Source organism: Paenibacillus piri (genome assembly GCF_004354045.1).
In the GTDB taxonomy this organism is placed as follows: Bacteria; Bacillota; Bacilli; order Paenibacillales; family NBRC-103111; genus Paenibacillus_S; species Paenibacillus_S piri.
In genome coordinates this window covers 179,995-205,838 of sequence record NZ_SMRT01000010.1, presented here as the reverse complement: position 1 = coordinate 205,838, position 25,844 = coordinate 179,995, and the positions used below count along the sequence as shown (strand labels likewise).

At 51.6% G+C, this 25,844-nt stretch carries 25 protein-coding genes; 18 read left to right on the top strand and 7 right to left on the bottom strand.

The features are described 5' to 3' along the window. Nucleotides 1-254: 254 nt before the first annotated feature. The 8 genes from E1757_RS20685 (at nucleotide 255) to E1757_RS20645 (ending at nucleotide 6,619) form a co-directional block, all read left to right on the top strand. Nucleotides 255-1,013: an alpha/beta fold hydrolase gene (locus E1757_RS20685; RefSeq protein ID WP_246079334.1), complete on the top strand. Its 759-nt coding sequence runs from the start codon at nucleotides 255-257 to the stop codon at nucleotides 1,011-1,013. A 290-nt stretch (nucleotides 1,014-1,303) separates the two neighbouring features. Then, on the top strand, nucleotides 1,304-2,875 hold the full coding sequence (locus E1757_RS20675) for a flagellar assembly protein A (RefSeq protein ID WP_133231607.1): 1,572 nt from the start codon (nucleotides 1,304-1,306) through the stop codon (nucleotides 2,873-2,875). Between the two features lie 336 nt (nucleotides 2,876-3,211). Further along, a complete protein-coding gene (locus tag E1757_RS20670; RefSeq protein WP_133231605.1) occupies nucleotides 3,212-3,847 on the top strand; it encodes a hypothetical protein in 636 nt (211 codons plus the stop codon). A gap of 98 nt (nucleotides 3,848-3,945) precedes the next feature. Next, nucleotides 3,946-4,413, top strand: a complete 468-nt coding sequence (locus tag E1757_RS20665) for a DUF948 domain-containing protein (protein ID WP_133231603.1) — start codon at nucleotides 3,946-3,948, stop codon at nucleotides 4,411-4,413. 78 nt (nucleotides 4,414-4,491) lie between these two features. Then, nucleotides 4,492-4,827: an STAS domain-containing protein gene (locus tag E1757_RS20660; protein ID WP_133231601.1), complete on the top strand. Its 336-nt coding sequence runs from the start codon at nucleotides 4,492-4,494 to the stop codon at nucleotides 4,825-4,827. A gap of 20 nt (nucleotides 4,828-4,847) precedes the next feature. Beyond that, entirely contained in the window at nucleotides 4,848-5,297 is a 450-nt protein-coding gene (rsbW, locus tag E1757_RS20655) for an anti-sigma B factor RsbW (RefSeq protein ID WP_133231599.1), read from the top strand. After that, on the top strand, nucleotides 5,294-6,070 hold the full coding sequence (locus tag E1757_RS20650; protein WP_133231597.1) for a sigma-70 family RNA polymerase sigma factor: 777 nt from the start codon (nucleotides 5,294-5,296) through the stop codon (nucleotides 6,068-6,070). The genes rsbW and E1757_RS20650 overlap by 4 nt, the downstream gene beginning before the upstream one ends. Before the next feature lie 222 nt (nucleotides 6,071-6,292). Beyond that, nucleotides 6,293-6,619 carry a hypothetical protein gene (locus E1757_RS20645; protein WP_133231595.1) on the top strand — a complete coding sequence of 109 codons (327 nt, stop codon included), beginning with the start codon at nucleotides 6,293-6,295 and terminating at the stop codon, nucleotides 6,617-6,619. 264 nt (nucleotides 6,620-6,883) lie between these two features. On the opposite strand, the gene E1757_RS20640 is transcribed toward E1757_RS20645, so the two are convergent. From E1757_RS20640 to E1757_RS20630, 3 genes are all read right to left on the bottom strand, one after another. Then, nucleotides 6,884-7,297 carry a YtxH domain-containing protein gene (locus tag E1757_RS20640; RefSeq protein WP_133231593.1) on the bottom strand — a complete coding sequence of 138 codons (414 nt, stop codon included), beginning with the start codon at nucleotides 7,295-7,297 and terminating at the stop codon, nucleotides 6,884-6,886. A gap of 35 nt (nucleotides 7,298-7,332) precedes the next feature. Then, nucleotides 7,333-7,593, bottom strand: coding sequence for a GlsB/YeaQ/YmgE family stress response membrane protein (locus tag E1757_RS20635; RefSeq protein WP_133231746.1), 261 nt, complete (start codon nucleotides 7,591-7,593; stop codon nucleotides 7,333-7,335). Between the two features lie 169 nt (nucleotides 7,594-7,762). Next, the gene (locus E1757_RS20630; protein ID WP_133231591.1) at nucleotides 7,763-9,799 is read right to left on the bottom strand and encodes a peptidoglycan D,D-transpeptidase FtsI family protein; all 2,037 of its coding nucleotides are present in this window, start codon (nucleotides 9,797-9,799) and stop codon (nucleotides 7,763-7,765) included. 539 nt (nucleotides 9,800-10,338) lie between these two features. On the opposite strand from E1757_RS20630, the gene E1757_RS20625 reads away from it, so the two are divergent. The 8 genes from E1757_RS20625 (at nucleotide 10,339) to E1757_RS20590 (ending at nucleotide 19,412) form a co-directional block, all read left to right on the top strand. Next, on the top strand, nucleotides 10,339-11,328 hold the full coding sequence (locus E1757_RS20625; protein WP_133231589.1) for a LacI family DNA-binding transcriptional regulator: 990 nt from the start codon (nucleotides 10,339-10,341) through the stop codon (nucleotides 11,326-11,328). Nucleotides 11,329-11,495: 167 nt separating this feature from the next. Next, nucleotides 11,496-12,833, top strand: coding sequence for an ABC transporter substrate-binding protein (locus tag E1757_RS20620; protein WP_133231587.1), 1,338 nt, complete (start codon nucleotides 11,496-11,498; stop codon nucleotides 12,831-12,833). A 99-nt stretch (nucleotides 12,834-12,932) separates the two neighbouring features. After that, nucleotides 12,933-13,826 carry a carbohydrate ABC transporter permease gene (locus E1757_RS20615; RefSeq protein WP_165972203.1) on the top strand — a complete coding sequence of 298 codons (894 nt, stop codon included), beginning with the start codon at nucleotides 12,933-12,935 and terminating at the stop codon, nucleotides 13,824-13,826. 24 nt (nucleotides 13,827-13,850) lie between these two features. Then, the gene (locus E1757_RS20610) at nucleotides 13,851-14,687 is read left to right on the top strand and encodes a carbohydrate ABC transporter permease (protein WP_133231583.1); all 837 of its coding nucleotides are present in this window, start codon (nucleotides 13,851-13,853) and stop codon (nucleotides 14,685-14,687) included. A gap of 46 nt (nucleotides 14,688-14,733) precedes the next feature. Further along, nucleotides 14,734-15,510 (top strand): hypothetical protein, encoded by a 777-nt coding sequence (locus E1757_RS20605; RefSeq protein ID WP_133231581.1) that lies wholly within the window; start codon nucleotides 14,734-14,736, stop codon nucleotides 15,508-15,510. After that, the gene (locus E1757_RS20600) at nucleotides 15,507-16,931 is read left to right on the top strand and encodes a sulfatase-like hydrolase/transferase (protein WP_133231579.1); all 1,425 of its coding nucleotides are present in this window, start codon (nucleotides 15,507-15,509) and stop codon (nucleotides 16,929-16,931) included. Before E1757_RS20605 ends, E1757_RS20600 begins: the two co-directional genes overlap by 4 nt. A 41-nt stretch (nucleotides 16,932-16,972) precedes the next feature. Then, entirely contained in the window at nucleotides 16,973-18,433 is a 1,461-nt protein-coding gene (locus E1757_RS20595) for a glycoside hydrolase family 32 protein (RefSeq protein ID WP_133231577.1), read from the top strand. Nucleotides 18,434-18,440: 7 nt separating this feature from the next. After that, nucleotides 18,441-19,412 carry a carbohydrate kinase family protein gene (locus E1757_RS20590; RefSeq protein WP_133231744.1) on the top strand — a complete coding sequence of 324 codons (972 nt, stop codon included), beginning with the start codon at nucleotides 18,441-18,443 and terminating at the stop codon, nucleotides 19,410-19,412. Nucleotides 19,413-19,528: 116 nt separating this feature from the next. Here the strand turns inward: E1757_RS20590 and E1757_RS20585 are convergent, their stop codons facing one another. The 3 genes from E1757_RS20585 to E1757_RS20575 all read right to left on the bottom strand — a co-directional run bounded on the left by E1757_RS20585 (nucleotide 19,529) and on the right by E1757_RS20575 (nucleotide 22,072). Beyond that, complete coding sequence (locus E1757_RS20585) at nucleotides 19,529-20,869, bottom strand: multi antimicrobial extrusion protein MatE (RefSeq protein WP_133231575.1); 1,341 nt, start codon at nucleotides 20,867-20,869, stop codon at nucleotides 19,529-19,531. 131 nt (nucleotides 20,870-21,000) lie between these two features. Beyond that, nucleotides 21,001-21,789: a phytanoyl-CoA dioxygenase family protein gene (locus E1757_RS20580; RefSeq protein WP_133231573.1), complete on the bottom strand. Its 789-nt coding sequence runs from the start codon at nucleotides 21,787-21,789 to the stop codon at nucleotides 21,001-21,003. Next, nucleotides 21,773-22,072 carry a hypothetical protein gene (locus tag E1757_RS20575; RefSeq protein ID WP_133231571.1) on the bottom strand — a complete coding sequence of 100 codons (300 nt, stop codon included), beginning with the start codon at nucleotides 22,070-22,072 and terminating at the stop codon, nucleotides 21,773-21,775. The genes E1757_RS20580 and E1757_RS20575 overlap by 17 nt, the downstream gene beginning before the upstream one ends. Nucleotides 22,073-22,286: 214 nt before the next feature. Here E1757_RS20575 and E1757_RS20570 point away from each other — a divergent pair, with 214 nt between their 5' ends. Further along, nucleotides 22,287-23,168, top strand: coding sequence for a helix-turn-helix domain-containing protein (locus tag E1757_RS20570; protein ID WP_133231569.1), 882 nt, complete (start codon nucleotides 22,287-22,289; stop codon nucleotides 23,166-23,168). A gap of 34 nt (nucleotides 23,169-23,202) precedes the next feature. Here E1757_RS20570 and E1757_RS20565 read toward each other — a convergent pair whose 3' ends face one another. Next, nucleotides 23,203-24,111, bottom strand: coding sequence for a LysR family transcriptional regulator (locus tag E1757_RS20565; RefSeq protein WP_133231567.1), 909 nt, complete (start codon nucleotides 24,109-24,111; stop codon nucleotides 23,203-23,205). 242 nt (nucleotides 24,112-24,353) lie between these two features. Here E1757_RS20565 and aroA point away from each other — a divergent pair, with 242 nt between their 5' ends. Further along, nucleotides 24,354-25,706, top strand: coding sequence for a 3-phosphoshikimate 1-carboxyvinyltransferase (aroA, locus tag E1757_RS20560; protein ID WP_133231565.1), 1,353 nt, complete (start codon nucleotides 24,354-24,356; stop codon nucleotides 25,704-25,706). The last annotated feature ends 138 nt before the right edge of the window (nucleotides 25,707-25,844 follow it).

Here is a 25,844-nt window from a genome sequence, read left to right as displayed (position 1 = left end):
CCCCGTAGGCAGCAAATACATCTTTCCATTATAACCATCATGGATGACATACTGTTGTCAGTGATGGTTTTTTATAATATCAGAATGATAAGTTTTCAGCGGAGCTGAACCATTCTGATATTGCAAGAAAACCTACATTTAAATCGCGGTCGCTCATCTTGGAAAGGCATCGGTAGAGGTTTTCTTATAATGATAGAATGATAAGTTTTCAGCGGAGCTGAAGCTTTCTGGTATTCATCGGGAGGAGATGCAGCATGAACATCATGGGGAATGAGAAGCGGAAGGACGGACAGACAGGCTTCGTCTTTATACATGGCGCGGGCTTAAACAGCCGCATTTGGGATCAGGTGACGGCGGGAATGAACCGGCCTTGTTTGCGGGTGGACTTCCCTTATCCGGAAGGAGCGTCGGTTGCAGGGGAAGCAAGAAGGGGGCTGGTGCTTCGCGATTATGTCGACTATGCGGCCAAGCAGATTGAAGCTTGGGAAGCCCAAACGTTTATTATTGTCGCTCATTCGATAGGAGGAGTGTTGGCGCTCAGGCTGGCCCATACATTCGCGGACCGTCTCGCCGGTATTGCGGCGGTCGGAGCGGTTATACCCGGGAACGGCGGATCCTTCCTTTCGACGATGCCGTTAGTCAAACGTACGGTGATGGGCGTTTTGTTACGGGCTTTCGGTACGAAACCGCCCGATTCGGCCATTCGCCGCGGATTATGCGGCGATCTTACGGACGAGCAGGCAGTGAACGTGGTGCGAAGCTTTGTGCCGGAGTCGATCCGGCTCTATGCGGACCGGGTGAAAACGCTCGTCCCGAACGTGCCGAAGCTGTATGTGAAGCTGGAGCATGACCGGGAGCTGCCGCAGTCCCGGCAGGATCAAATGATCGCGAGCTTTGCTCCGCAGAAGGTGCAGACGCTCGAAACGGGGCATTTGCCGATGCTTGTCAAGCCCAAGGAGCTGCAGCTCATGCTGGAGCATTTCGCAGCCCGGATTGAAACGGCAGCAAGGTAAACGCAGTCCGTCAGTGCGGCGGTCGGAAGTGAACTCGTTCTGCTTCACTGAACATCGGGGAATCAGATGGGGACTCTACCCCACCTGATTCAAGGCCCACCTTAGAGGTGGGGTCTTAACCCGATAAAGTCGTAATCGGATAAATTTCCTGTTGCTGCAATATTCGGATTTATTAGACAAATTACGCGGCCTTATAGTAAAATATGACTCATATCCGAGTGCGGCTTCTTAAATTATGTTTGCTCATGACGGCACACAGGTACCTATTGGTTGAAAGGAGTTTCTCTGGAATGGAGATTTATGCGAACTCGCATTTCCGTCTTGTAGCCGAAGAGAAACAAGTTTACATCGTGATCGACCACTTCGATTACAAGCTGCAGCAATTTATCGAGGTGGTGAAGGAGGTGCCGCGCCTTCAGATCACCTTGTTCGGCAATCTGCGCAAAGCGTTTGCCACCGGATTGAAGGAACGGATCGAAATCGGAATTTTGAAGCCGCTAATCGAGCTTACATTCGATAAAGAGTACATGCGGGCAGCGGTAAAGCTGAATATGACCGGGGAGCAGTTCATGCTGGAACGATCGATTACGATCGAATGGATTCGCAAGCGGCTGGCCGAGAACGGGGTGACGGAAGGGATATTGGAGGAAGTGCTGGAGGGCGGGCTGCAGGTTCAGGTTGAGCAGGGCATTGCAAAAGGCTGCGATCCGCTGCACGGAGAGGATGCCAAAATCCGCTATTTTCAATTATCCGACCGGGTGCCTTCAATTCGCCAGAACGGCAGCGTGGATCATTACGAGCTCAGCTTTATCGATGAGGTGCGGGAAGGCGATTGGCTTGGCGAAAAAATGATGGCCACGACCGGGATGCCGGGGCGCAATTTGCGGGGTGAGGTCATTCGGCCCAAGCGGGGGAAGGATAAGCCGCTGCTGTACGACAGAAGCACGATCAAACAGGTCAGGGAAGTAGATAAGCTCGTATTGAGGGCGAGACAATCCGGTGTTGTCCAGATGAAATTCAATCAAATTTCGGTGATGGGAATATTGACGATTGACGGCGACGTAGGCCCGAAAACGGGAAATATCCAATACGACGGCAGCGTCAAAGTGACCGGAACGGTGCTGGACGGCTATTCGGTTCATGCGACCCGCGATATTTCGATCATGAGCGATTCGGGGATCGGGATGGTGAACCGGATCATATCGGAGACCGGAGATATATTTATAAAGGGCGGCGTATTCGGAAAAAACCGCGCCTGTATCGAAGCGGGCGGCCGCGTGTTCGTCAAGCATGCCAACGATTGCTCCATTAAGTCGAAGGATAGTATCCATATCGGCTTATACTCGATAGGCAGCCGGTTGTCCGCCAAATATATTACTTTGGACCGCAATCGCGGCAAAATTATCGGCGGGCATGTCAACGCCGGGGTACAGGTAGTGGCCGGGTATATCGGAAACGAGATGGAGCGGGAGACTACGATCCAGATCGACGGCTTCGACCGGCTGAAGCTCAAAACGGAGCTGGAGGCTGTGCTGTGCAGCTACCGGCAGCTGCTGATCGAGCTCGGCGAATTGAGCAAGGCGGAGGAGTCGGAGAATGGCGAACAGCCGGAGCAGGAAGAAAACGACGAACGGCAGCAGCAGAAGGAAGATATCTATCTCCGGATCAATCGGCTGGAGGAGCGGAGAAGTATGCTGATCGTCAACCTGAACGCCAAGGGCGAAGGTGAAATATCGGTCGTTCACAAGGCGTTCCCGCGGACGCTGCTGCAAATCAAAGAGCTGGAAAGACGTATCGATAAGACGACGTCGGGCAGTTATTATTTTAAGGAAAATCAAATATTTACTGAAAATATCATTTGAGCAACAACAGACAGGGCTGCGGACGGCGCCTGTTTTTTTATTGTTTAGGAAATTATGCGCAGCAAATTTCTGTGGATAACCGGGGGCTCCCCCAAAAGTAATAGGAATTGGCTTCGGAGCTTCACGTCACTTTTGGGGGACTTTTTTATTGTTCATGGCGTGCGTTCGCGGCACAATCACGGTCCGGCCAGCATAGTTTATCCATGGCGGTTGGCGACCTGGGCCGGGGCCGGACATCGATAGCGCGTTTCAACACCGGTCCTTCCGTGTAATGAATACTATAGGGACAAAGAACTACTGTTGCCACTCAACCGATCCGACAGGAGGGGAAAGAGGATGAACAGATGGACTTTGACAAAATTGATTTGCGGATTTGCGGCGGCGGGAATTGCGGTTTCGCTGCCGGCTGCCCAGGAACCGGCATTGGCATTGACGTTGGGGAAAACTATACCGGAGACGGGCCCGTTCGCAGCCTTGGCAGCTAACACATCTTCGGAAAAGCTTGCGCAGGCGCATGTAGCGGGTCAGGAGATCGCGGCGCCAACCATAGCGCCAACAGCGGGAGATACGTTCAACCGTACCTCCGTCCCGTTCCGGCTTGCATCGGTAAACGGGATCTCGTTAACGGATGATTTGAAAACGCTGTATGAAATAAAGGGCCCGCCCCTGGCGATCGAGCGGGACGGACCGCTGCAGGATATGAGCGTATACATGTATGACGATTGCGCAGTCGGCATGTCCGACGGTGCCGTCCAATTCGTGAAGGTGCCAGCTGCTGCGGGACGGATTGAAATCGACGGGCAGTTGATGCCGTTGAAGCCGGATGTGCTGAAAAGCAGGCTGGGGCAGCCTTATTTTGAAGCGGAGGATGGCATCGTGTACAAGGAAGGCGGCCGCGCCCTGAAGCTGTTTCTTGATAAGGAGACAGGCGCGCTCGTATCGGTTCATTTGTTTAACGCATTCGGTCAATAACCGCTTTTGTTTCCCGGCAGCTCGCCCAGGCTCCACAATGTGAGCTGCCGGAATAACGGCAAAGGGAATAATGCCATTAACTCGCGGAGGAGGAATCAATGATGATCATGGACATATGCGCGGTTGTCATAGCGGCGGCGTTTGTTGCACTGACAGCTTTTTTGATTGTTACGCTGCGTTCGGTGTCGGCTTTACTAAGCCAAACTCATACGGCCATTCAAGAAATGCGCCATGAAATGAAAGGGATTGCCAAGGATGCTTCCGATGTACTGCGTCATACGAATGCGGTTACGGCGGATGTACTTCATAAGCTGCATGCGTTGGAGCCGGCCTTCGATTCGGTGAAGCAGGTCGGTGAAGCCGCTGAAGAAATTACATCGACGGTCAAGCAGGCTTCCGCGGCCGTTGCGCGCACCGTACAGTATAAAGCCGAGGCCGAAGACGGCCTGTCGGCCGCCGCTTCGGGAAAGCTCGCGATCGCCTTGAAGGCCGTTCCCGTGCTGATTCAGCTTTGGCGGCAGCTCAAACCGAAGCAGACGCAGACGGAGGTCCGTCATGTTTCTTAGGTATCTGTTCAGGGTAATGGTAAAATAGAGATAGAGACGGTACACCCCTTGACGGTGTTAAAGGAGGAGCAGGTTTGTATGAATCGAGAGCATCAATTTCAAATAGAACGCCAACTGCTGCCGGACAGCCACGTGCTGTTTTTGAAAGGAGAGCTTGACTTGTCCAAGGCGGCCGAGCTGCGGGCGGCGGCGGACCCTTATGTAGCGGAAACCGATCGTAAGCTGGTCATCAACCTGAAGGATTTGCAATATATCGACAGTACCGGCATCGGCGTTATTTTATCGCTGCTTAAGGCAAGACATGTGTTGAAGGCTCCGATCGATGTCGAGGAGATTCCGCCCAAAATTCAACGGTTGTTCGATATGACCGGCCTGAGCGGATTTATTCAACAGACTGCGAAAGATGCTAATTAGAAAGGATAGAAGTGACAAATATGAACGTTGACAATCGTACAGTCAGCATGACGCTGCCTGCTGAAGCCGAGTTTATTGATGTGGTCCGCCTCACGCTGTACGGCATTTGCACGAAAGCGGGCTTTACCTACGAGGAAATCGAGGACATGAAGGTGGCGGTCGCGGAGGCGTGCAACAATGTGGTTGTACATGCTTACGAGCCCGGAAGCAGCGGAACGATGGAGGTCCGGTTTGAGATGATCGAACATGGGCTGCGGATTACGGTGAAGGATCAAGGCCACAGCTTCAACTTTCCGGAAAAAGCGATGGCTGCGCAGTCGCTGCACGACAAGTCTCTGGAAGAGGCGCAAATCGGCGGGCTCGGCATTTACTTGATGCAAGCGCTGATGGATGAAGTGGAAGTGAACAGCGAAGGCGGTACCGAGGTCGTCCTGACCAAACGCTTAAGCAAAAGCGAGGAAATGGTATGAAAGCTAATTCGGAGATACCGGCATCTGATGCCCGGGAGCTGATACGCGAATATCAGAAAACGGGCTGCAACGAAGTTGCTACGGCTTTGCTTCTGCAGTATGAGCCCATGGTGAAAATGGCTGCAGGAAAAATGTCGCGCAATCGTCCGGACCTCTACGAAGATTTGTACCAAGTGGGTCAAATGTCGATGCTGCGGCTTTTTAAACAGTTTGATGCTGAGCAGGGCCTGCAATTCGAACCGTATATGATGAAAAGCGTAATCGGACATATGAAAAATTATTTGCGCGATAAATCGTGGTATGTCCAGGTCCCCCGCCGCGTCAAGGAAAAGGGCGGACGCATTCAGGAAGCGATCGACCGGCTGACCGTCGCTTTGGAACGCTCCCCGAACGTGGAGGAAATTGCCGCCGATGTGGAGCTGTCCGTAGAGGAAACGATAGAAATATTGGCCGGCCGGGAGTACTATCATTATGTTTCGTTGGATACCCCTCTGTCTTCGGAAGAAAACGGAGCGACGATAGGGGATCTGCTCAGTGCGGATCTCGATGAATATCAGCAACTGGAGCGTCGGCTCGATCTGGAAAAGGCGATGGTACATCTAAAAAAGGAAGAGCAGCAGGTGCTTCACCTGGCTTACGTCGAGGGTCAATCGCAGCGGATGATTGCGGAGGCGCTGGACGTATCGCAAATGAGCGTATCGCGAATTCAAAAGCGGGCATTGGACAAGCTGAGGCAGGTTTTTTCGGATGCAAGAGGTGTGAGCGATGCCTGATTTTTTTAATGAATAACACATCCCCCGGGGATGTGTTATTTTGGTTTGAACCGGAAGTATACGCTTGTATACATGGCTTTGCGCAAACTTGGCAAACCGTTCGTCATGGAGGACGGCGAAGCCGTATGTCCTTTGATTTCGCTTCCATATTCCGGTGATTCAGCGGAGTAGGGGCCGGGTAATGAAAGGTATGTACCTCATTATCCGATAAAGGCGGTGGGTATGATGACAATCAGACACAGCATTGCTTGCGATGGAAGCGACGTACTCGTACGGGAGACAGGGCTCCGGTCGTTTGAAGTCAGTATTCAAGCCCGGATCAATCCATTGGGAAAGGGTAATGTGCTTGAGACATTCGCCGGGCTGGAGGAGGCTGTTGCAGCCGCCGAGCATTTCTGCAAGCTGCACGCCGCGGCCAAGGAGCAGGGCTACCATCTGGAGGAGGGCTACTTTGTCAAAGTCGATAAGCCGAAGCACCATGTGGGACGGCTGCTGCAGGAAAGAAAGTCGCCGGACGACCTGGCGGCGCTTCTGCTGGCTCAAATATAAATAACGAACCCGGCGGGTGAAGCTGATGGCGCAGCTCCACCCGCCGGGTTTTTGCGTGTATGTTCAGCGGGTGGAATGAGGCGCGGAGATGACAGGAATGGCGGGTTTAGCCGCCATCGGGTAATAGGCAGCTCGTAAGCGCGCGGGTTCTCGCTCTGTCCGGTTTGCGGCGGACACACGAAGAAGCGGCGCCTGCGATGATCACAAGCGCCGCTTGGGATGAACGCCCGGGTAAGGGCGTCATCGCTGGGGTAGGGTCTGCCGTTAGGTCCTGTCGAACGGCCGGGCCGATTTGACCTCTTCGATGGCTTCATGCGTCCTGTCCGCGGCCCGGTCAACGGTCCGTTCCGCCGCTTGCACAGCCCGGTGGGTCGCCTCAGCCGCCGTGTCCGTTGCGCTGCGGGCTGCCGAAGCGGCCTGGTCCGTCGCCTGATGCGCCTTGTCGAGCAGCTCCGTGCCCTGCTCGGCGGCATACTGGACCGTATCGGCCGTCTTGCTGGCTGCCTGCTCCAGCCATTCCTGTCCCTTGGAGCGGATGGACTGGAACGTATCTATGAGATCTTCTCGCAGTTCGCGGCCCGCCTTGGGTGCCAGGAGCAGCGCGATTAGCGCTCCGGCCGCCCCGCCGACAATCGTTCCGATTAATAAATCATTACGCTTGGTTTCAGCTGCTTCCATGCTCGATCACTCCTTTAATTGATGGGTGTTTCCGATTATAAAAGGTTGCTGTTCAACGCTCTGGACAGTAACGTTAAGAGAAGCACGAATACTGCCGCTCCGATGATCGCCGGTATAATGGCGAAACCGCCGATGACCGGGCCCCAGAAGCCAAGAAGCAGCGAACCGAGCCATGCGCCGACAAAGCCGGCAATCATGGAACCGATGATGCCGCCAGGCATGCCACCGGGTGCTATCGCAGAACCGATGGTCCCAATGACGATAGCCATGACGATGGTTATCAGTAGACTGATCATCATCCTCACGCTCCCTTCCTTTGGGATATCTTGCCTAACGATTATTACCCGTCCCGGATTCGGGCGAATCAAGTAAAAGCCGGTGGTTCCGGCCCGGCGTTTCACGCCAAAAAGCCGCCCGGCTGATCGTCATCATCCTGGCGGCGGCTGTAAGGGTCGAGCTGCGGCGCTATTTTTTGGCGGGACTGCTCAGTCCGCCGATATATTGATCGTAGGCCTGATATATTTTGGCGGCGATCGGCGATGCTCCGTAGCGGCCAAAGCGGCCTTCGGGAACGACGACCGCGACCGCCAGCACAGGGTTGTCGACGGGCGCGAACGAGATGAATACCGCATTGTCGACCCGGCCGCCGGGCACGTCCTGCGTCGATGTGCCTGTTTTGCGGGCGACCGGGAACGGCAGCTCTTCGATACCCTCGGCGCCGCTCTTCATCCCACGGATAACGGTCTCCCAATATTCGCGGGGGTAATTCACCTCGTTTAATACTTCCGGCTGGAAGCCGCTCACCAGCTCGCCGTTCGACTTCGTTATTTTTTCCACGAATTGAGGCGCCATCCGTTTGCCGCGGCTTGCAAGGGTTGCCGCGTACTGGGCTAACTGCAGCGTCGTATATTTTTCGTTCTGCCCCCATGAAGCGTACACCATGGCCGACTGCCAGCTGCTCGTTTTGGCGTTTTTAATAAACTCGTTGGAGCCCTCGTATTCGCCGGGCAGCTTGCTGCCGGTTTTTACACCGAGCCCGAATTCGGCCATATGCTCCGCCCATACGTCGAGCACCTTCGACTTTTCCCCGCCGTACTTGGTCCAGAGAGGAATGCCGACCATGGCCGACATAAAGGTATTGGATGAGTTTTGTATCGCCGTCATCGGCGTGAGCAGACCGTACGCATGGCCGTCCGAGTTGGAAATCGTCGCTCCGCTGCCTTTGCCGAAGGTGAACGAGCCGGTATCGTTATACCGGCTGCCGGGCGAAATGACGCCCTCCATCAAGCCGATCAGGATGGTCAGCGGCTTAATCGTCGAGCCCATATAGACGATTGAAGACGGATGCCGCATCCGTTCCTTTTCCGTCGGATAATCGGGATAGGAGGTTGTGATCGTTCCGTTGTTTACGAACGGTTTGATTTGGTTGTATTCATCGTTTGTCATGCCGCCGGTCCACAGATTCGTATCGTAATCGGGCATGCTGGCCATGGCGACGACCTTGCCTGTCGCGACTTCCATCGCCACCGCGTAGCCGGACCGTGCGTTCGGCGCATAGCCGAACTCACCGGCAAGACTGCGGTTGCGCAGGACGTTCAGATGGTCGACGATCGCCTGCTCGGTGGCAAGCTGCACATTTTTATCAATGGTCAGAAACAGATTATGTCCCTTTTCCGGACGGGTGATGGTAGGGGGGCCGATAATTTTTTGCACCGCATTGACGGGGTACGATTTAATTCCTTTCTTGCCCCGGAGCTCCTCCTGATACAGCAGCTCGATGCCGTCGAAGCCGACATCCTCGATATCCAGATATTCGTCGGTTTTGCTGCGGTAATATTCGAGCCCGGAGACCGGATTGCGCGCGGCGCTGTATCTTTTCATATATCCGACTAGCTGGGCCGCAATCGTCTGCTGGTCGTAGAGGCGGATGCTGTCCTCGAACACTTCGATGCCTCTGAATTCGTCGCGGTGCTCGAGCAGGTAGGCGATTTCTTCCTTGGTCAGATCGGTTTTAATCCGCCGCGGCACATAATAGTAGCTCGGCTCCTTCGTCTTGTTCTTATCGAGATCGAAGCCGACGTCCATCAGCTTTAAAATATCGGCGGCCGACAGCTGCTTTTGCGTCGGTTTCCCGTAGCGGGTGAAAATGCCCTCCAACGACTTCGCCAGCTCGATAATTTCGTCCTTGTTCGTCACTCCGCCTTCTACCCGGTAATACAGGGATTGCATCGGACGCGACTGGGCGATGGGATAGCCGGTACGGTCGAAGATCGAGCCGCGGATCGGGGCGATGGGACTTTCGCTGTTGGATACTTTTGACGATTCCTGACTGAGCCGGGGACCTTCGACAAACTGCAAAATAGCCAGACGTACGACCAGTATCGTAAACAGCAAAAAGGTTGAAAAAAAGAACACATTCAGCCGAATTGAAAAATGCGTACGCTTGCGGGCTTCCTTTTTCTCGGCCAAATCTCCCGTATTCTGAAAAAATCGGTTACTCACGCTCTCCCCGTCCCCCCGGCGCTAAATAAAGTTTACAACCGCCCACAAAATAACGACCCACAACGAAATGCCTGCCAGAAATCCCGACAACATGTACACCGTGATCGCTCGCCAATCCCGCCTTTTTTCGGAAGATGGAGGTTCATATCGGTAAGCCATGTGAATTCTCCTTATATATAAATAAATGATGCGCGTCAACTGAACATGACTATTTTAGTTTACCATGGGAATGTCTAAAAGTGTTGAAGGTTTATGCTGTAAATGATGATCTTGGCGAATAAATTTTTCATTTGCGCGGCTTCATATAAAATAACGCGAAGGCAGGATGGAAGGTTGCATATGCGAAGCGAGATTTCGTTTTTCAGGCAACGAGCAACATAAACTTATTTATCGTCTAAAGTATATCGTATATCGTCTAAAGTATGTATCGTCTAAAGTATGTTGTAAGATTGCGGGATATGTGTTACTATCTAAGAAACCGATTGCGCAATCGGTTTTGCGAATGTTTATATAAATAATATTTTAAGGAGTTTATAAAGATGGCCTCAATTAACGATGTTGCACAAAGAGCCGGCGTCTCGAAATCGACTGTCTCGCATGTGATTAATAAAACACGCTTTGTTGCACCTGAGACTATAGAGAAAGTTAGGAAGGCTATGGAGGAACTCGATTATTATCCAAGTCAAGTGGCCAGCAGTTTGCGGAGCAACAAAAGTAAAATTATCGGCTTTATATTTCCGCTGCCAGAAGAGGAACCTTTCTCCATGCTTGTCACTCAGGGAATGGAGAGTGTATTAAATGATAACGGATACAATATGATATTGTGCAATTCACGTCGTGACGTCCAGAAGGAAAAGGAGATGATCCAAATGTTAAACTCTCGTCTTATCGACGGGCTGGTTATTTCTCCTTCTAGCAGCGAAGCAGGCTACTACGACGATTTGATCAAGGGCAGCTATCCAACGGTGTTTGTAGATGCGAAGGCTCATGCCAATTGGGCTGATACGGTTACTTCGGATATTTACCATGGAGCTTTTGAAGCGTTCTCTTACCTTGTAAGCAAGGGACATGAGAAAATCGGCTTGATCAAAAGCGATTTTGAAGTAACTCCTAACTATGAAAAATTTCAAGCTTACCATGATGTGTTAAAAGCTTATAATATTCCCCTTGATCTTTCACTTATAAAAAGCGCCCATTCATGCATCGAAAACGGATATTTGCTATGTAAGGAGTTGATAGAGAACTCGAACATGACGGCGCTGATGATCGCCAACTATGTCATGATGATTGGGGCAGTAAAATATTTGCAGGAAGCGCAAATTCAAATCCCAGACGAATTGGCGGTGATCAGTGTGGAAGAATACAATTGGATGCAAATATTAAAACCGCAATTAACCGTAATTAAGCAATCTCCTCGGGCGTTAGGGGAAATGACCGCAAAGGCCATATTGGCCAGAATCGACCATCCGGACATGGAAAGGAAGGATTACCGACTGCCTACAGAGTTTGTTCTCAGAGGCTCTTGTTAGCCTCTTTTAATTTGAGTTTTAGGAAATCGGTTGCGCAACCGATTTTTCAGAATGGAGGGGGTGTTTCCGTTCAGATCAGTTCCATGCAAATATCCATTAGAAGCTTCATCAATCGGTCTACAAAAACATTAGCAATTCAAATTATCATTTATGGGGGATTGTAAACAATGAAATGGAGAAATTCGACAATAGTATTGATGGTTGGACTCACTGCAATGATGACTGCGTGCAGCGCAACGCAGGAAGCGGCACCCAAGTCAACTTCGCCTTCCGGCTCTCAGACTGCGGCAGGCAATGAGCCGACAGGCGAATTATCTTTTTGGGGGGGTGCCCACCTTGTCAGTGCGGCTCAAGCTGTAATGGAAGACTACGCCAGCAAGCATCCCGATCTTAAGGTTTCCTATCAAAAATTTCCTTATGCAGAGTATCCTACCAAAATGAAGCTTCAGCTCTCGACTAACCAGGGTGAACCGGATATCATGATTATCCACGATTTTTTAGGGCAACAGTTCATTAAATCCGGCTGGTTGATGGATCTGACCGGAAGTTTCGATACGAAAGATTTGCTGCCGGGATCTCTGGACGCGGTCACGAAGGACGGAAAGTTCTATGGTATTCCGAATCAGGCCAATCTCGGCGCGTTTCTGTACCGTAAAGATATCTTCGATAAGCTTGGCCTGCAGGCTCCGAAAACGATGGATGAATATTTGAATGCAGCGCAAAAATTGAAGGAGAACGGTTATTTTATGGGTGTATTAGATCCTAGTGAGGCGAGAAATCCGTTCTACCGCACGTTGCTGCAAATGGGCGGCACTCTTTTTGATCCTCAAGGAAACGTAATATTGAACGAACCGAAAGGAAAAGGCGTCGAGGCTTTAAACTTAGTAAAGAAAATGGTCGATGGTGGTTACTTCGCTCCGGTCAAGGATTTATCCCAGGAATTTTGGACGCAAGTCAATGCAGGCAAAATTGCCGGTTTGTTGACGGTTACTTCTGATGCTGCCAACTATGCCGGAAGTCTGGATCCCCAAGGCAAGGGCGGGATGGGAAAGTGGAGCTATGCGCAGCCTCCGAAATTGGCAGCCGATGGTCCCGTATCGTTCTATCACAATTCCGAGTACTACGTTATTAATAAAAACACTAAAAATCCGGAAGGCGCCAAGGCGCTTATCAAATATTTGGCCATGTCCGATGAAGCAGGAAAGGCATTTTCCGAAATTGATAAGCCAGGGCTCGTTGTACGCATGGCAAACAACTACATTCCAAGCTTAAAGAAGCTGACGCAAGATTCCGTGCCATGGAAAGCGTTCGGAGATCAAAAACTGATTTCCGAAGAAGCGAAAGTTTTAGTAGAGACTGCGCCGAAACTGGCTTATACGGATGAGAGAAGCCCTGAGGCCGATCGGATTATGAACGTCGAGCTGGCTAAATTTTTTAAAGGCGGAGTTTCAGCGGAAGCTACCATTAAGAGCATCAGCGACCAGGTAAAAAACATTAAGCATTAACCGATCTGAATAGAATGGCAAAAACGGACTGCCCGGTTGTTTCTTACATGGTAAGAAATAGTCCTGACAGTCCCTACTTTTGATATGGGAAGTGATTATGTGAGTATCCAGCACAATTTATGGAGTCGCATTACGAGTCATCTTCATTGTTACTTGTGGATCGCTCCGTTCTTTATCTTTTTTCTAATCTTTGAATTGTATCCAAATCTTTTCGGTCTATATATCAGTTTCACGCAGTGGGATGGTTTTTCACCTAAAATTTATGTCGGATTGGACAACTATAAAGCCATTATGATCGACCCGCTCTTCTGGAAGACGCTGTCCAATACCTTTATCTTATGGGTATTCATTATTCCTCTGCGAACCTTATTAGCTTTGGTACTCGCTTCGTTGGTTAATTTTGGCGTCAGTAAGGCGAAAAACTTCTTTTCCTTCTTTTTCCTGTTGCCCAACATCACGGCCATCGTCGTCATTGCGATTATTTTCCGCATCTTTTTTGCTACCGACGGCGGGATTTTTAACGCGGTATTGCATAACATCTTCGGAATGGACGCTATTCCTTGGCTTCAATCCGAGCAATGGTCCAAAGTATCGATTGCCCTTATGAATATATGGAGAGTAACCGGTTATTTTGCAATCATTATGCTCGCCGGTCTTCAGCAAATTCCGAAAAACTTATATGAGGCGGCGTCCATCGATGGCGCGAACCCGGTTAGAGCTTTCTTTAGCATCACCGTTCCGATGATGTCCAACGTCATTTTTTTTGTCATGGTCATGTCGACCATCTGGATTTTTCAGAACATTGCAGATTCGCTTGTATTGACGAACGGCGGCCCGCAATTCTCATCCACCACGCTGATGTACTATATGTACTTAAACGGATTTGAATATTTTAAATTGGGCTATGCTTCGGCCATTTCGACCTGCTTGTTTATCATTCTTCTAGTATTCAGCCTGATTATGTTTTACGTAAATAACAGAGCAGTCAAATAACACAGACTGAGGAGGAGGCGTTGCATGAGAACCGTTTATAGAATACCCTTTTACGCTATTCTTTGGGGCATGGTTTTGGCTACATTGTTTCCGTTTATATATATGATTCTTGGAAGCTTTAAAGAAAATTTTGAGATCTTATCGCTGAATCCTTCGTTATGGCCGCGCAATGGAATTCACTTTCATAAATATGCAGCTTTGATCGATGATTGGCCGTTTATCCGAAATATGCTGAACAGCTTGTTCGTTTCCATCTCGATCACGATATTGGCAGCCTTCCTTTGCTTGCTGGCCGGCTATACGTTTGCCAAGTATCATTTTCCGGCGAAAAACGTGCTGTACGTGTTAATGCTGGCTACGATGATGATTCCTTTCGAGACGCGTCTGATTCCGACCTATCTCATGATACGGGTATTTGGTTGGTCGAACAGCTATCAAGGTTTGATACTGCCTATGCTGCAAGCCTCTTTGCCTTTCGGGATCTTTATGATTCGCCAATTTGCGGTGACGAGTGTGCCGAATGAGCTGATGGAAGCGGCGCGTATCGAAGGGGCAACGGAAACGCAAATATTAGGCAAGATCGCTTTTCCTATTCTGACTCCCGCTCTGGTTTCATTAGTTGTTCTTACCTTCATGAATTCATGGAACGATTTTTTATGGCCTCTGATAGCGGTAACTAAAAAAGAGATGTTTACGGTAAGTGTGGCCTTGAAAAGCATCGCCGATCCGTCTGCCTCGCTGGAGTACGGTATCGTTTTGGCCGCGGCTACATTAAGTGTGCTTCCTATTCTGATTATGTACTTGTTCGTCAATAAAATGATGATCAAAGGAATGCTGGAAGGCTCGGGCAAGGAAGGATAGACAAGTAAAAAGTAAGAGATAGAGTAAGTGACAGGAGACGAGAACTATGGAAAACCATTTGAATTGGAGCTTTGATTACCGGTCGCATCATGTCCCTACAGTTGATTTTTATACCAAATTTAACCAAATGATCGAAGAGAAGAAACCGGAACCCGGCGTTATTCATTATGCTATCATGCCTAACTATTCCTTCAATCATTTTCCAGGGATTTGTAATATGGATGAGCTGCTTTTGGGAGAGCTCCGTATCGAACGCAGAAAAAAAGCGGACGGCTGGAGCTATCATGTCCGGCAAAAGGATTCTTCCAGCGGCGAAGCCTTGGAATTGAGCTTTTCCTGTGAAGACAATCATTTTCGCAGCCTGAAAGATAGATTTGAATTATCGGCCTCGATCCAATCCAACGATTTGTTTAAGTCGTATTCATTGAGAGGGCAAATTTTCAGGGAATCTGATAGAGCCGATGTAAAATTACTGCACAGTTCCGGCACATCTTTCTCCGCAGGGCAGGCTCCGCTTTCGCAGCCGCTGATTAGCGAGTTTACCCTCTTTGATACGCTTCCTGTGCTAGCGGGACAAGGCGGAGTGCAGGAGTTCGCGCTATTGGAACGGCTGGAACGGCTGTATCCGCATCAACGGTTGGGACACCTGCAGGAGGACATCTTGAGCTCAGGCACAAAAAAGATGCGAATACAAGGCTATTATTTGCATGGAACCGGAACTATTCCTTCCTACTGGTGGGTAGACGAGCAGCAGCGCGTTGTCGTAATGACGACAACGTTATTTACGTACGTACTTAGAGATCAGGAGGGAATCAAGCCTTGAGTAACCCGAATATTTTATTTATCAGCACCGACCAGCATTCATATCATGCGCTTTCCGCCGCCGGTAATCGTTATGTAAATACGCCTCATTTAGACCGTTTATGCGAGAATGGAGTCACTTTTCAACGATCTTATTCGACGGATCCTGTGTGCACGCCTGCCAGGACCACCTGGATGACCGGACGGTATAGCAGTGAAACGGGGGTTCCTTTCAATGACGGAATTTTGCGTGAGGACATCCCCGATCTTGGAGCTCACCTGAATCGCAATAACTATTACGCGGCTCACATCGGCAAATGGCATGTCGACGGGCGGGATGTCAGGCAAAGCTTCCATACGCATTACAATGGCAAACGCGACATAATGGCAGGTGGAGCTGAGGTTTACGATCATGTCACAACTCATGCGGCTATAGACTTTTTAACGAGTTACAATAGTAAAAAGCCATTCTACTTACAGGTGAATTACATCAATCCGCATGATATTTGCGAATACTTACATTCGCATGAGTTCAATGATATTCCCGATCTTGTCCGATTAGGCGTTATTCATGAAGATGAATTGCCTCCGCTTCCGGAAAACTTCTCTTATGACGAAAATGAAACGGTATTACAGCGCGTTTGCCGCCGGATGGACGGAGCATTGATTCACGATAAGATCAGGAAAGCGACAACCAGATGGTCGGACATCCAGTGGCGCTATTATATTTGGCATTATTATCGTTTTATTGAAAAAGTAGACAGAGAAATCGGAAATTTGTTGAATGTTCTCGAACAGACCCGTTATAAGGATAACACGCTCATAATTTTTACATCCGATCATGGAGAAGCGTGTGCATCCCACCGGATGTTCCAAAAATTTACGCTGTACGAGGAAAGCTTGCGGGTTCCTTACATAGCGGCATGCCTTGGCGAAGGAGTGTCTGTCGCGAAAAGAAAAGCCATTAAGGAGCATCTCATTTCCGGGATTGATTACATGAAGACGATTTGCGATTATGCGGGTGTCGAGGCTCCGGACGGGACTCATGGCCGCAGTCTCAGACCGCTTATTGAAGGTAATGACGTTGTGGATTGGCGCAAATCCGTTTATGTGGAGAGCAATTATTACGGGCGGGCCATCGTGACGGACCGTTACAAATATGTTATGGAGTATATGCCGAACGAACGGGACCGCGATCTTCCGCCGAATTCGCTGCGAAATCGAATAGGGCTGGAGCAGCTATTCGATCTGACTGCCGACCCCGGAGAAACCTGCAATCTTGCAAATGATGCAGCCTATAAGGGGGTCATTGTGACTATGCGTGAGGAATTAGTTGAATATGAAGGAAAGCTGGGCCAGCGTCGGATTGAAAACTTTGGGGCGCAGGCCATTATTGAAAAGTGGTCGGAAGAGATCACGTCCTATTGGGAGCGGCTGAAATAAGGGTTGAATAAAATTCATTCATGATCAGGGAGGAAAAGTTGATGGCATTTACGACAGAGCAAGCCGATCGGTTCATTCAGGAGAACAAGCTGCTTGTACGATCGGATTATAGGTTGAACTACCATTTGATGGGCGAGTACGGCTGGATTAACGACCCGAACGGCTTTATTCATTATAACGATGTGTATCATTTGTTTTATCAGTATCACCCTTACAGCGCGAAATGGGATAATATGCATTGGGGCCATGCCGTCAGTACGGACTTGGTGCGATGGGAATATTTGCCCGTTGCTTTAGCTCCCGGCGAAGGGTTCGACAAAGACGGGTGCTTTTCCGGCAGCGCGATTGAGTACGATGGGAAGTTGGTGCTGATGTATACCGGCCACCTGAAAACGGGGGCGGAAGGCAGCTATGTACAAGAGCAAGGAATTGCGGTATCGGATAACGGAGTTACGTTCAGAAAGTGGGAAGGCAATCCCGTCATCTCCTCTGATCACGTCCCTTCCGGAGTCAGCAGGAAAGATTTCCGCGACCCGAAGGTGTTCATGCGGGACGGCAACTATTATGTTGTCCTGGGTTCCAACGATGGCAGCGGCAACGGGTTGATTCTGCTTTATCGCTCGATGAATTTGCGCAAATGGGAATTCGTAAGCGTCATGGCGAAAGGCAACGGAGAGCTTGGCGATAATTGGGAGTGTCCGGATTTATTCTCTCTGGGTGCAAGCGACGTACTTATCATGTCACCCCAAAGAGTCCCTGCCCAAGAGAATGATTTTCAAAATTTGCATTCCACCGTTTACATGATTGGCAAATTAAATACGGAAAACGGGAATTTCAAGTACGATACGTATTACCCGATCGATTACGGGTTTGACTTTTATGCGCCGCAAACAACGCAAGACAGTAAGGGGCGGACGATTATAGTCGCCTGGATGGATATGTGGGAATCCGGGATGCCGACGCAGGACGGCCACGGCTGGGCAGGAGCCATGACGCTGCCCCGAGAAGTTGAACTTGCAGGTGAAAGGCTCTATTTCAAACCGGCAGCCGAGATCGAACGATATCGAAGAAATCATAATGAAATAAGGGATGTTACCTTGAATGGCGAATGGGAAACGGCGCTTGCCGGAACCAGCTACGAGCTTCAAGTAGTGATCGATGCCATGGATGCACAGGAGTTCGGACTTAAGGTCCGTACGAATGGTACAGATGAAACTGTCCTGACTTATTCCGTTGCGGAGCAGCTGTTCATCATGAACCGGAATCGCTCGGGAATAGGCCCGGGGGGTGAGCGCCGGACTTTTGTCAAGCTGGCGGAAGGCACACTGAAGCTGCGTATTTTCGTGGACTTGTGCTCCATCGAGGTGTTTATACAGGACGGCGAGAAGGTAATGACGAGCAGAATCTACCCTGACGCAGGCGCAGAAGGCATCAAGTTGTATGCCAAGGGAGAATGCAAGGTTGTAACGCTTAACAAGTGGGATCTTGCGGTGGAGGAATAACATGTTTATGCCCCAAGTATTTACCATAGGCGAGGCTTTAATCGATTTTATCCCGCTCGAAAAAGGGGTCCCGCTCAAGCAAGTAAATAGCTTCGAAAAAGCTCCGGGCGGCGCTCCGGCCAATGTGGCGTGCGCAGTCGCCAAGCTGGGCGGAAAAGCCAGCTTCATTGGCAAACTGGGAGAAGACGCATTCGGGGATTTTCTGGTTGAAACGATGAGGGGGGCGGGGGTTGATGTTTCGTATGTGTTTCGTACGAGCGAAGCAAATACCGCGCTGGCTTTTGTCAGTTTAACACTCGATGGCAACAGAGATTTCTCCTTTTACCGAAATCCAAGTGCCGACCTGTTGCTAAACGATGAAGAAGTGGCTCATGTTAAATTCGGTGTGGGCGACATTTTGCATTTTTGTTCCGTGGACCTGATCGAAGCTCCTGTTAAGCACGCACATCGGAAAGCAATTCGTGCCGTAAAAGAAAACAAAGGTATTGTCAGCTTTGATCCTAATGTACGACTGCCCTTGTGGGGCAGTTCCGAGGATTGCCGCAATACCATTCTGGAATTTTTGCCGAAGGCCCATTTAATTAAAATAAGTGATGAGGAATTGAGCTTCATAACCGGAATAACCGATGAAGTTGAAGCCATTGCTTCATTATTTCAAGGTGATGTTGAGCATGTCATCTATACGCGTGGGGCTCAAGGGGCCGTATGGCATACAAAGACGGATCATGTATTAGTGCAAGGCCATGCCGTGAGCGCGTTGGATACGACGGGGGCCGGCGACGCTTTTATAGGAGCATTGTTATATCAGCTTCACATTCGGAATTTATCTATATATGATATTTCCTGTCAGGAACGAGAAGAAATAATCGCTTTCGCGAATATTGCTGCGGCTATTACCACCACTAAGCAGGGGGCCATATCGGCTCTGCCCTCCGGCGGCGAAGTGAGTGAAGGGTTAAGCAAATGGACCGAAGGATGAAAATATGACAAAGAGACTGCCGGACATTTTCCGGCAGTCTCTTTGATTCGAACACACGGCGTAACGGGCAGTCGCTGACCAACCGACCACCGCAGCATCGCCACATGCATCCACCGTTACATCGTTTCTTTCTTCGCGATCCATGGCAGCCGGTTATCCCAGCGCGACGAGCGGGCCAGCACCAGCAGCAGCACCGTCACTTCCACAAGCGCTCCGAGCGACTGGGCCAGTGCCCCGATTTTGCCGTTCCATCCCGGAAAAAAAGCGACGCATGTGATCAAGGTAAGCAGCACCGTACATACGTTCGTCAGCTGCGAGTAGACAAATACTTTCGTCTGATTGCGCAGCATGAACAGGCCGTTGCAGTAATCGAGCCAAGGATAGACGAAGGTAATGATCATGAACACGCGCAGAATCGACAGCACTTCCTGCATCAGCCGGTCGTTCAAGCCCATAAAATGCTCCAGAAAGAAAACGCCGACGGGACTGTAGGCGAGAATCGCCATGAACAGGCTTGGCATCAGGGCGAGCAAGGCGACGAATCGTTTGACGGCGGCGGCGTCCTTTTGATAAAAGTTAAGCACGATCTGGTGAATATAAGAGAAGAAGCTGTGCACCAGCTCCGTCAGGCTGGCCGCAACCGCAAACGCGGCAATCGAGAGCTTGATATCGCTCGTTTTGCCCAGGTAGATGTTGATCGAAGGCTCGATAAACACGGCGATGAAAGCGGAGTACAATAGCGGCCTGTAAAATTTGAAAATATGTCCGGGACGATCGACCGGATGATCCTTAAGCTTGGCCGGAATGTCCTTTTTCAGCAGATTGCGCCCTTCCAGGAAGCTGACGGCCGCTTCGATCACCATACCGAACAAAAAGATGATCGCCCCGACCTTGCCGCTGGTCACGCTATCCGTTTTAATAAAATAAAGCGACAGCAAATACATGCCCGTTAAACGGACGATCATGCCGAACGTGAGCCATTTGGTCCGCAAATTCGAAATAATGATGCCATGAAACACGCAGCGGATGCCTGAAAATACGGTGACAAGCATCGCGATCCGGTATACCTGCACCATCGCGTCGGTCATGCCCGGCTCGGCGCCGAACAGATGCGTAAACACGAACCTGCCGAGCGGGGAGTAGCCGATAAGCAAATCGAGCATAAAAATGGAGCCCAGCACATAGATGGTAACGAGCACCATGGACCGGAACGATTGATGGTCTCTGACGAGAACGGAGCAGGTTTGTCTGAGCAGGAGGGCAGGCCGCTCGGTAATGTACATAATGCTCATCGGCAGCGCATAGCTGGCAATTACAAGCTCGGGGTTCGCTGCACGGGCCAACGTGCTGTTAATAATGACATGCGATAAGGCCGTGAGGCTTGCCGAAAAACCAAGCGGGATAAAAAAGGCAAGCAATTGCCTGAAACGGATTCGGGCTTGTTCGTCGTGAGCCATGTAGGTCCCAAATCTCCTTCCTGCTGACAGTTGTAGGATCAAATCCCATTGTAAGCTCTATTATCGCAAAAAACCACCCTGTTTTTAGTTAAAAAACAGGGTGGTCTTATGGACCGCGCGAACGTTGCGGGCTACTGGCCCATCCGGGTCAGCGCGCCTTCGAACGACGTGTCGACCTTATCGTCGCCGCACAGGAAGCGCCAAAACTTGGCGATTTGAATCTGATTGACGCGGGCCTCGTCGCCGCACCACAGATGATACGCCTTCTTGAACATGTCGCGCACTTCCGGGCTGTTGTAATCGTCGGTATTGAACAGGCCCCGCTGCTCTTGGCCGGGACGCAATCGCAGCTTGAACACATAGCGCGTCTGATCGGTATAGTTCGGCTGCGCGCAGTGCCAAATGCCATGATGCAGGAAGCCGATCGTACCGGCCTTGGATACCATGCGCTTTTGGCCGACGATGTTTTTGTAGCGGGCGATGCTGCCGTTGCTCACCTTGCGGAGATGGGAGCCGGGCAGGACGAGGGTCGGTCCCATTTCGTCCGGCGCATCGTGGGAGAAGTAGAACGCCTGAATATCGTAGCCGAACGGCCGGGTGTCGATAACCGAATCGGCGTGATAGAATTGCCCCTTCAAATGCTTGGCTCTCACGATATGCATAAACGAGTGGTCGTAAACCGGATATTGGCCGACAAAGCTTTGCAGCGCGCCCTTCACCTGCGGAAGCTCGAAAATATCGCGGATTACCTTGGATTCGTTCCAGTAGACCGAGCCGCTGCCCTGAAATTCGCGCTGCTCCTTGTAGGCGGCCTCATTCAGCTCCTGCGGTACAAGCTCGTCGAGCTTCAGGTAACCGTTGATTGCAAAATCGGCCATTTGCCTGGCGGTCAAGAGATGCTTCTTATCCACGCTGCTCATCGATCGTCACCTTTCTTTCCAAAACGTATTCATAGGGCAGATGCCCCTGCTCATGCTCGCGGCCGCTTAAAAATATCGGCATCGAAGGCAGCTGGATGACGTTCCAGCCCTCCCGCATCGCATCCAGTACGGATGAATAAGGCGGCTCGTTGGAATCGCCGGTGTTCATTTGCAGCTGTCCCTTCGGAATCGTGCTGTCGTACAGCGCCCAAGCGACCGTACGGGATTCGAGATCGGGATCCGCCAAATGCAAAATCAATATTTGCTGCCGGGTCACACTCATTGGATTTGCTTCCTCCTTCATGGTCCTGCGTTTCGAAACGGTGATTTGTACATATTGTAGTATGCAAACGGGCCCGTGAGGATGTATGATAGTAGCAAACATTTGCACAATGCTAAGGTGTTATCGTTGGGCTGATGCATGTCCGTCCGGTATCGCGCGATTAAACCAACGTCGGCGCCTAATTGCGGATGTATAGAGACAGGGGATGAAACGCATGGAGCACGATAAGCTGCAGCAGCAGCTCATTCGCAGCTATTTGGAAAATACGCAAATTACGCTGCAGACCGCCCACTATACGAAAACGGCGGATAATTGGCGGGCCACCAACATGATGACGGATGTGAACCGGCTTTATTTTATACGCGAGGGCGAGGGCTGGATTCATATTCGGGGCAAAGACTATAGTCCGCGCAGGGGCCAGCTGTATTTGCTGCCCGCCGGCATGAAGCTGTCGTATTCGCCGGTTAACGCGGACAATACGCTGGGGAAATATTGGTGCCATTTCTCGGCGACGATGGGCGATATTAATCTGTTTCAAATGCTTGAGCTGCCGCATTGGATCGAGGTTCGGGACGAGTCGAAGCTGGAGCGCCAGTTCCAGGAGCTGATCGAGCTGCACGGCAGCAATGCGGTATCGGCCCCGCTGCGGATCAAATCGCTCCTGTTCGATATCATTTCCGGGTATATCGAGCAGTCCGCCGAGGAAGAGCTGCATCTGACGGTGACGACGACCAATTCGAAAATTAACAGCGTGCTCTCCTATATCGAAAATCATCTGGCCGAATCGATGTCGGTAGAGGAATTGGCGAAGCTGGTTCATTTTCACCCGAATTATTTCATGAACTATTTTAAGTCGATGATGGGCTTATCGCCGATTATGTACGTCAACAAAAAGCGGCTGGAGAAAGCGCGCCGCCTGCTGGCCACGACCGACATGTCGATATCGGATATCGCTGACGGGATCGGGATGGAGCTGTATTATTTCTCCCGGCTGTTCCGCAAGCAGACCGGCATGTCGCCGTCGGAATACCGCCGGGCATCCGGTATGACGTCGATGGCCGAAGAGGAAGACACGGTCCCCGACGGCGTCGGCTGAGGGCGGACGGCGATATTTCACATAAGAGGGGCGGCTAGTCCAAGCCGTTTTCTCCGACCGCTTCGAGGTGGGCCGCAAGCTCCCTGACAAAAAAAGCCGATGCCCGGGACAGCGTTTCGTCGGGCAACGTGACCACTCCGATGGAGCGGGAGGGGATCGGCTCGGCGAGCTTGAGCTCGACCAGGCTCCCGGCGGCCAAATCGTCTTGAATAAAATCTTTCGTAATTAACGAAATCCCCATCCCTTTGCGGACAAACTCGATCAGCAGATCGATCGACCCGAGCTCGATATCGGGCGTTACCTCGAGACCGTACGTGCGAAGAAACGCATGGAAAAAGGCGCGAGACCGGCTGTTGGCCGACAGCATGACGAACGGATGCTGCGTCAGCTCCTTCAGCGTCAGCGGCGACCGGGCCAAAGAGGCGTACTCCGGCCCCGCGACGATGCAGTCCTGAATCGTCCGGGTCGCCTGCACGCGGATCCGGTCGTCGACGGGCAGGTGGACGATGCCGCAGTCGATCGCCCCGTCGCCCAGTCGCTTCAATATGTCTTCGGTTTTGCCGTGGGACAGGCAGATGCGCACCTCGGGCGCTTTTCGATGAAATTCGGCCAGAAACGGCAGCAAATACGCTTTGCACAGCGAGTCGCTCGCGCCGAGCCGGATCGTCCCGCTCAGCACGGACTTCATCTCGTCGATTTTCCGCTCCCCGGCCAAAATAAGCCCGTAAGCCTGCTCCACAAAATGAAACAGTACCTTCCCTTCCTCGGTCATTTCCACTCCTTTCGGCTTGCGCACCAGCAGGCGCACCCCAAGCTGCTCCTCCAGCTGCTTCATCGCATAGCTGGCGCTCGGCTGCGTCATGTAAAGCTCCTGTGCCGCCCTTGTAATGCTCCCGCATTTGACGGTGTAATAAAACACTTTATATTGGTCCATTGCGCTCATGACATAGATCCTCTCTATGGATGATATGGAATAGTTCTATTTTTTATATGTCTCTTTCATCTCTATAATAAAGCTAACGGCTCCGACGATGCAAGCTAGGGGGGCTTAAGCCAGAAGCCAGGGAGGCAATAATTCGAGAGAATGCACCGCCGCCTCGGTTTCACCGGATTTCTATTTATGACGGTGCATTTGCGCGGCGCAGCGGCGGAAAACACCGACCCTTCGAAAAAGAGGTGTTGACGATGAACGGATTGGAACCGGGGCCCGGCTCACGCTCGCCGTGGGCGGCGCTCCAACATATCGGGGAAGTGGAAATTCACCCGCCGGCCGAGCCGCCCGACGGGGCGATTGCAGTATCGGGCAGCAAAAGCTACACGAATCGGGCTCTTATTATCGCCGCATTGGCCGAAGGAGCCTCGACGCTGCGCGGCATATTGCGCAGCGACGATTCCTACTGGTGCCTGGACGCGCTGCGGAAGCTCGGAGTCAGCTGCAGCGTCGAGGGCGGCACGGTTGAACTGGCGGGAAACGGCGGAGAGTGGCCGACCCCGTCCGGCAGCCTGTATATCGGAGCGGCAGGCACAATTGCCCGCTTCCTGCCCGGGGCGTTGGCGGCCGGGAGCGCCGGCGGCTGGACGCTGACCGGCAGCAGTCAGCTGAACGAGCGTCCGGTCCGGCCGTTGATCGATGCGCTGAACGCCATAGGCGCCGACATCCGGTATGAGGCTGACGAAGGCCGGCTGCCGGTCCGCATCGCGGCGCGCGGCCTTGCGGGAGGGGAGGTAACGGTGTCGGGCGCGGTGTCCAGCCAGTTTTTAAGCGGCCTGCTTATCGCCAGTCCTTATGCCAGGCAGCGTACCGTCATCACGGTAGAGGACCAAATTGTACAGCATGCGTATGTCGGAATGACGATCGAGCTGATGAAACGGTTTGGTGTTACGGTTGAGCATAACGCGGCTTACGACCGGTTTATCGTGGAGTCGCAGCGGTATCAAGGGCAGGACGTTCAGCTGGAGGCGGACGCGTCCACGGCCGGATACTTTCTCGCTTATGCGGCGCTTACCGGCGGGCGCATCCGGATCACGAATTTGACGGCCGCTACGCTGCAGCCGGACATCGGTCTGCTGCAGGTGTTTGAGCGGATGGGATGCCGGGTATTCTGCGGCTCAGAAGGGATCGAGCTGAGCGGAACGGAGACGCTCAAGGGCGGGTTTACGATCAGTATGAAGGAAATGTCGGATCAGACGCCGACGCTTGCCGCCATCGCCCCGTTCGCCGACGCTCCGATTACGATTACGGACGTCGAGCATATCCGCAAGCATGAATGCGACCGGATTCATGCGATCTGCGAATCGTTGACGCGGCTCGGAATCCGGGCGGAGGAGCACCGGGACGGTTTGACCGTCCATCCGGGTATGCCGCAGCCGCCTGCGGAAGCGCTGGACACGTACGACGATCACCGGATGGCGATGTCGCTCGCCTTGATCGGTTCGCGGGCGGGCGGCTTGCGCCTGCGCGATCCCGGCTGCGTCTCCAAGACATGTCCGAGCTTTTTTGACGATATGGGCAAGCTGGGGCTGCGGGTGAATTGGTAACCTGGTTTTCGGTTTCGGCCCCAAGCCCGATTCGTTTTCGTACCGCATACAGCTCCAGCGCGCGGTGCTGCATGACGTCTCTCGACCGCACGCTCCATATGAAATGATCCCTCCGCAAAATTTTGCTTGAAAAGCATG

Bases quoted from the DNA above. Each gene is read 5' to 3' on its own strand.
- E1757_RS20670 (WP_133231605.1), top strand. From the start codon at position 3,212: ATGAACAGATGGACTTTGACAAAATTGATTTGCGGATTTGCGGCGGCG.
- E1757_RS20625 (WP_133231589.1), top strand. From the start codon at position 10,339: ATGGCCTCAATTAACGATGTTGCACAAAGAGCCGGCGTCTCGAAATCG.
- E1757_RS20685 (WP_246079334.1), top strand. From the start codon at position 255: ATGAACATCATGGGGAATGAGAAGCGGAAGGACGGACAGACAGGCTTC.
- E1757_RS20650 (WP_133231597.1), top strand. From the start codon at position 5,294: ATGAAAGCTAATTCGGAGATACCGGCATCTGATGCCCGGGAGCTGATA.
- E1757_RS20645 (WP_133231595.1), top strand. From the start codon at position 6,293: ATGATGACAATCAGACACAGCATTGCTTGCGATGGAAGCGACGTACTC.
- aroA (WP_133231565.1), top strand. From the start codon at position 24,354: ATGAACGGATTGGAACCGGGGCCCGGCTCACGCTCGCCGTGGGCGGCG.
- E1757_RS20590 (WP_133231744.1), top strand. From the start codon at position 18,441: ATGCCCCAAGTATTTACCATAGGCGAGGCTTTAATCGATTTTATCCCG.
- E1757_RS20635 (WP_133231746.1), bottom strand. From the start codon at position 7,593: ATGATCAGTCTACTGATAACCATCGTCATGGCTATCGTCATTGGGACC.
- E1757_RS20640 (WP_133231593.1), bottom strand. From the start codon at position 7,297: ATGGAAGCAGCTGAAACCAAGCGTAATGATTTATTAATCGGAACGATT.
- E1757_RS20585 (WP_133231575.1), bottom strand. From the start codon at position 20,869: ATGGCTCACGACGAACAAGCCCGAATCCGTTTCAGGCAATTGCTTGCC.
- E1757_RS20595 (WP_133231577.1), top strand. From the start codon at position 16,973: ATGGCATTTACGACAGAGCAAGCCGATCGGTTCATTCAGGAGAACAAG.
- E1757_RS20580 (WP_133231573.1), bottom strand. From the start codon at position 21,789: ATGAGCAGCGTGGATAAGAAGCATCTCTTGACCGCCAGGCAAATGGCC.
- E1757_RS20565 (WP_133231567.1), bottom strand. From the start codon at position 24,111: ATGAGCGCAATGGACCAATATAAAGTGTTTTATTACACCGTCAAATGC.
- E1757_RS20620 (WP_133231587.1), top strand. From the start codon at position 11,496: ATGAAATGGAGAAATTCGACAATAGTATTGATGGTTGGACTCACTGCA.
- E1757_RS20675 (WP_133231607.1), top strand. From the start codon at position 1,304: ATGGAGATTTATGCGAACTCGCATTTCCGTCTTGTAGCCGAAGAGAAA.
- E1757_RS20660 (WP_133231601.1), top strand. From the start codon at position 4,492: ATGAATCGAGAGCATCAATTTCAAATAGAACGCCAACTGCTGCCGGAC.
- E1757_RS20575 (WP_133231571.1), bottom strand. From the start codon at position 22,072: ATGAGTGTGACCCGGCAGCAAATATTGATTTTGCATTTGGCGGATCCC.
- E1757_RS20610 (WP_133231583.1), top strand. From the start codon at position 13,851: ATGAGAACCGTTTATAGAATACCCTTTTACGCTATTCTTTGGGGCATG.
- E1757_RS20665 (WP_133231603.1), top strand. From the start codon at position 3,946: ATGATGATCATGGACATATGCGCGGTTGTCATAGCGGCGGCGTTTGTT.
- E1757_RS20605 (WP_133231581.1), top strand. From the start codon at position 14,734: ATGGAAAACCATTTGAATTGGAGCTTTGATTACCGGTCGCATCATGTC.
- rsbW (WP_133231599.1), top strand. From the start codon at position 4,848: ATGAACGTTGACAATCGTACAGTCAGCATGACGCTGCCTGCTGAAGCC.
- E1757_RS20570 (WP_133231569.1), top strand. From the start codon at position 22,287: ATGGAGCACGATAAGCTGCAGCAGCAGCTCATTCGCAGCTATTTGGAA.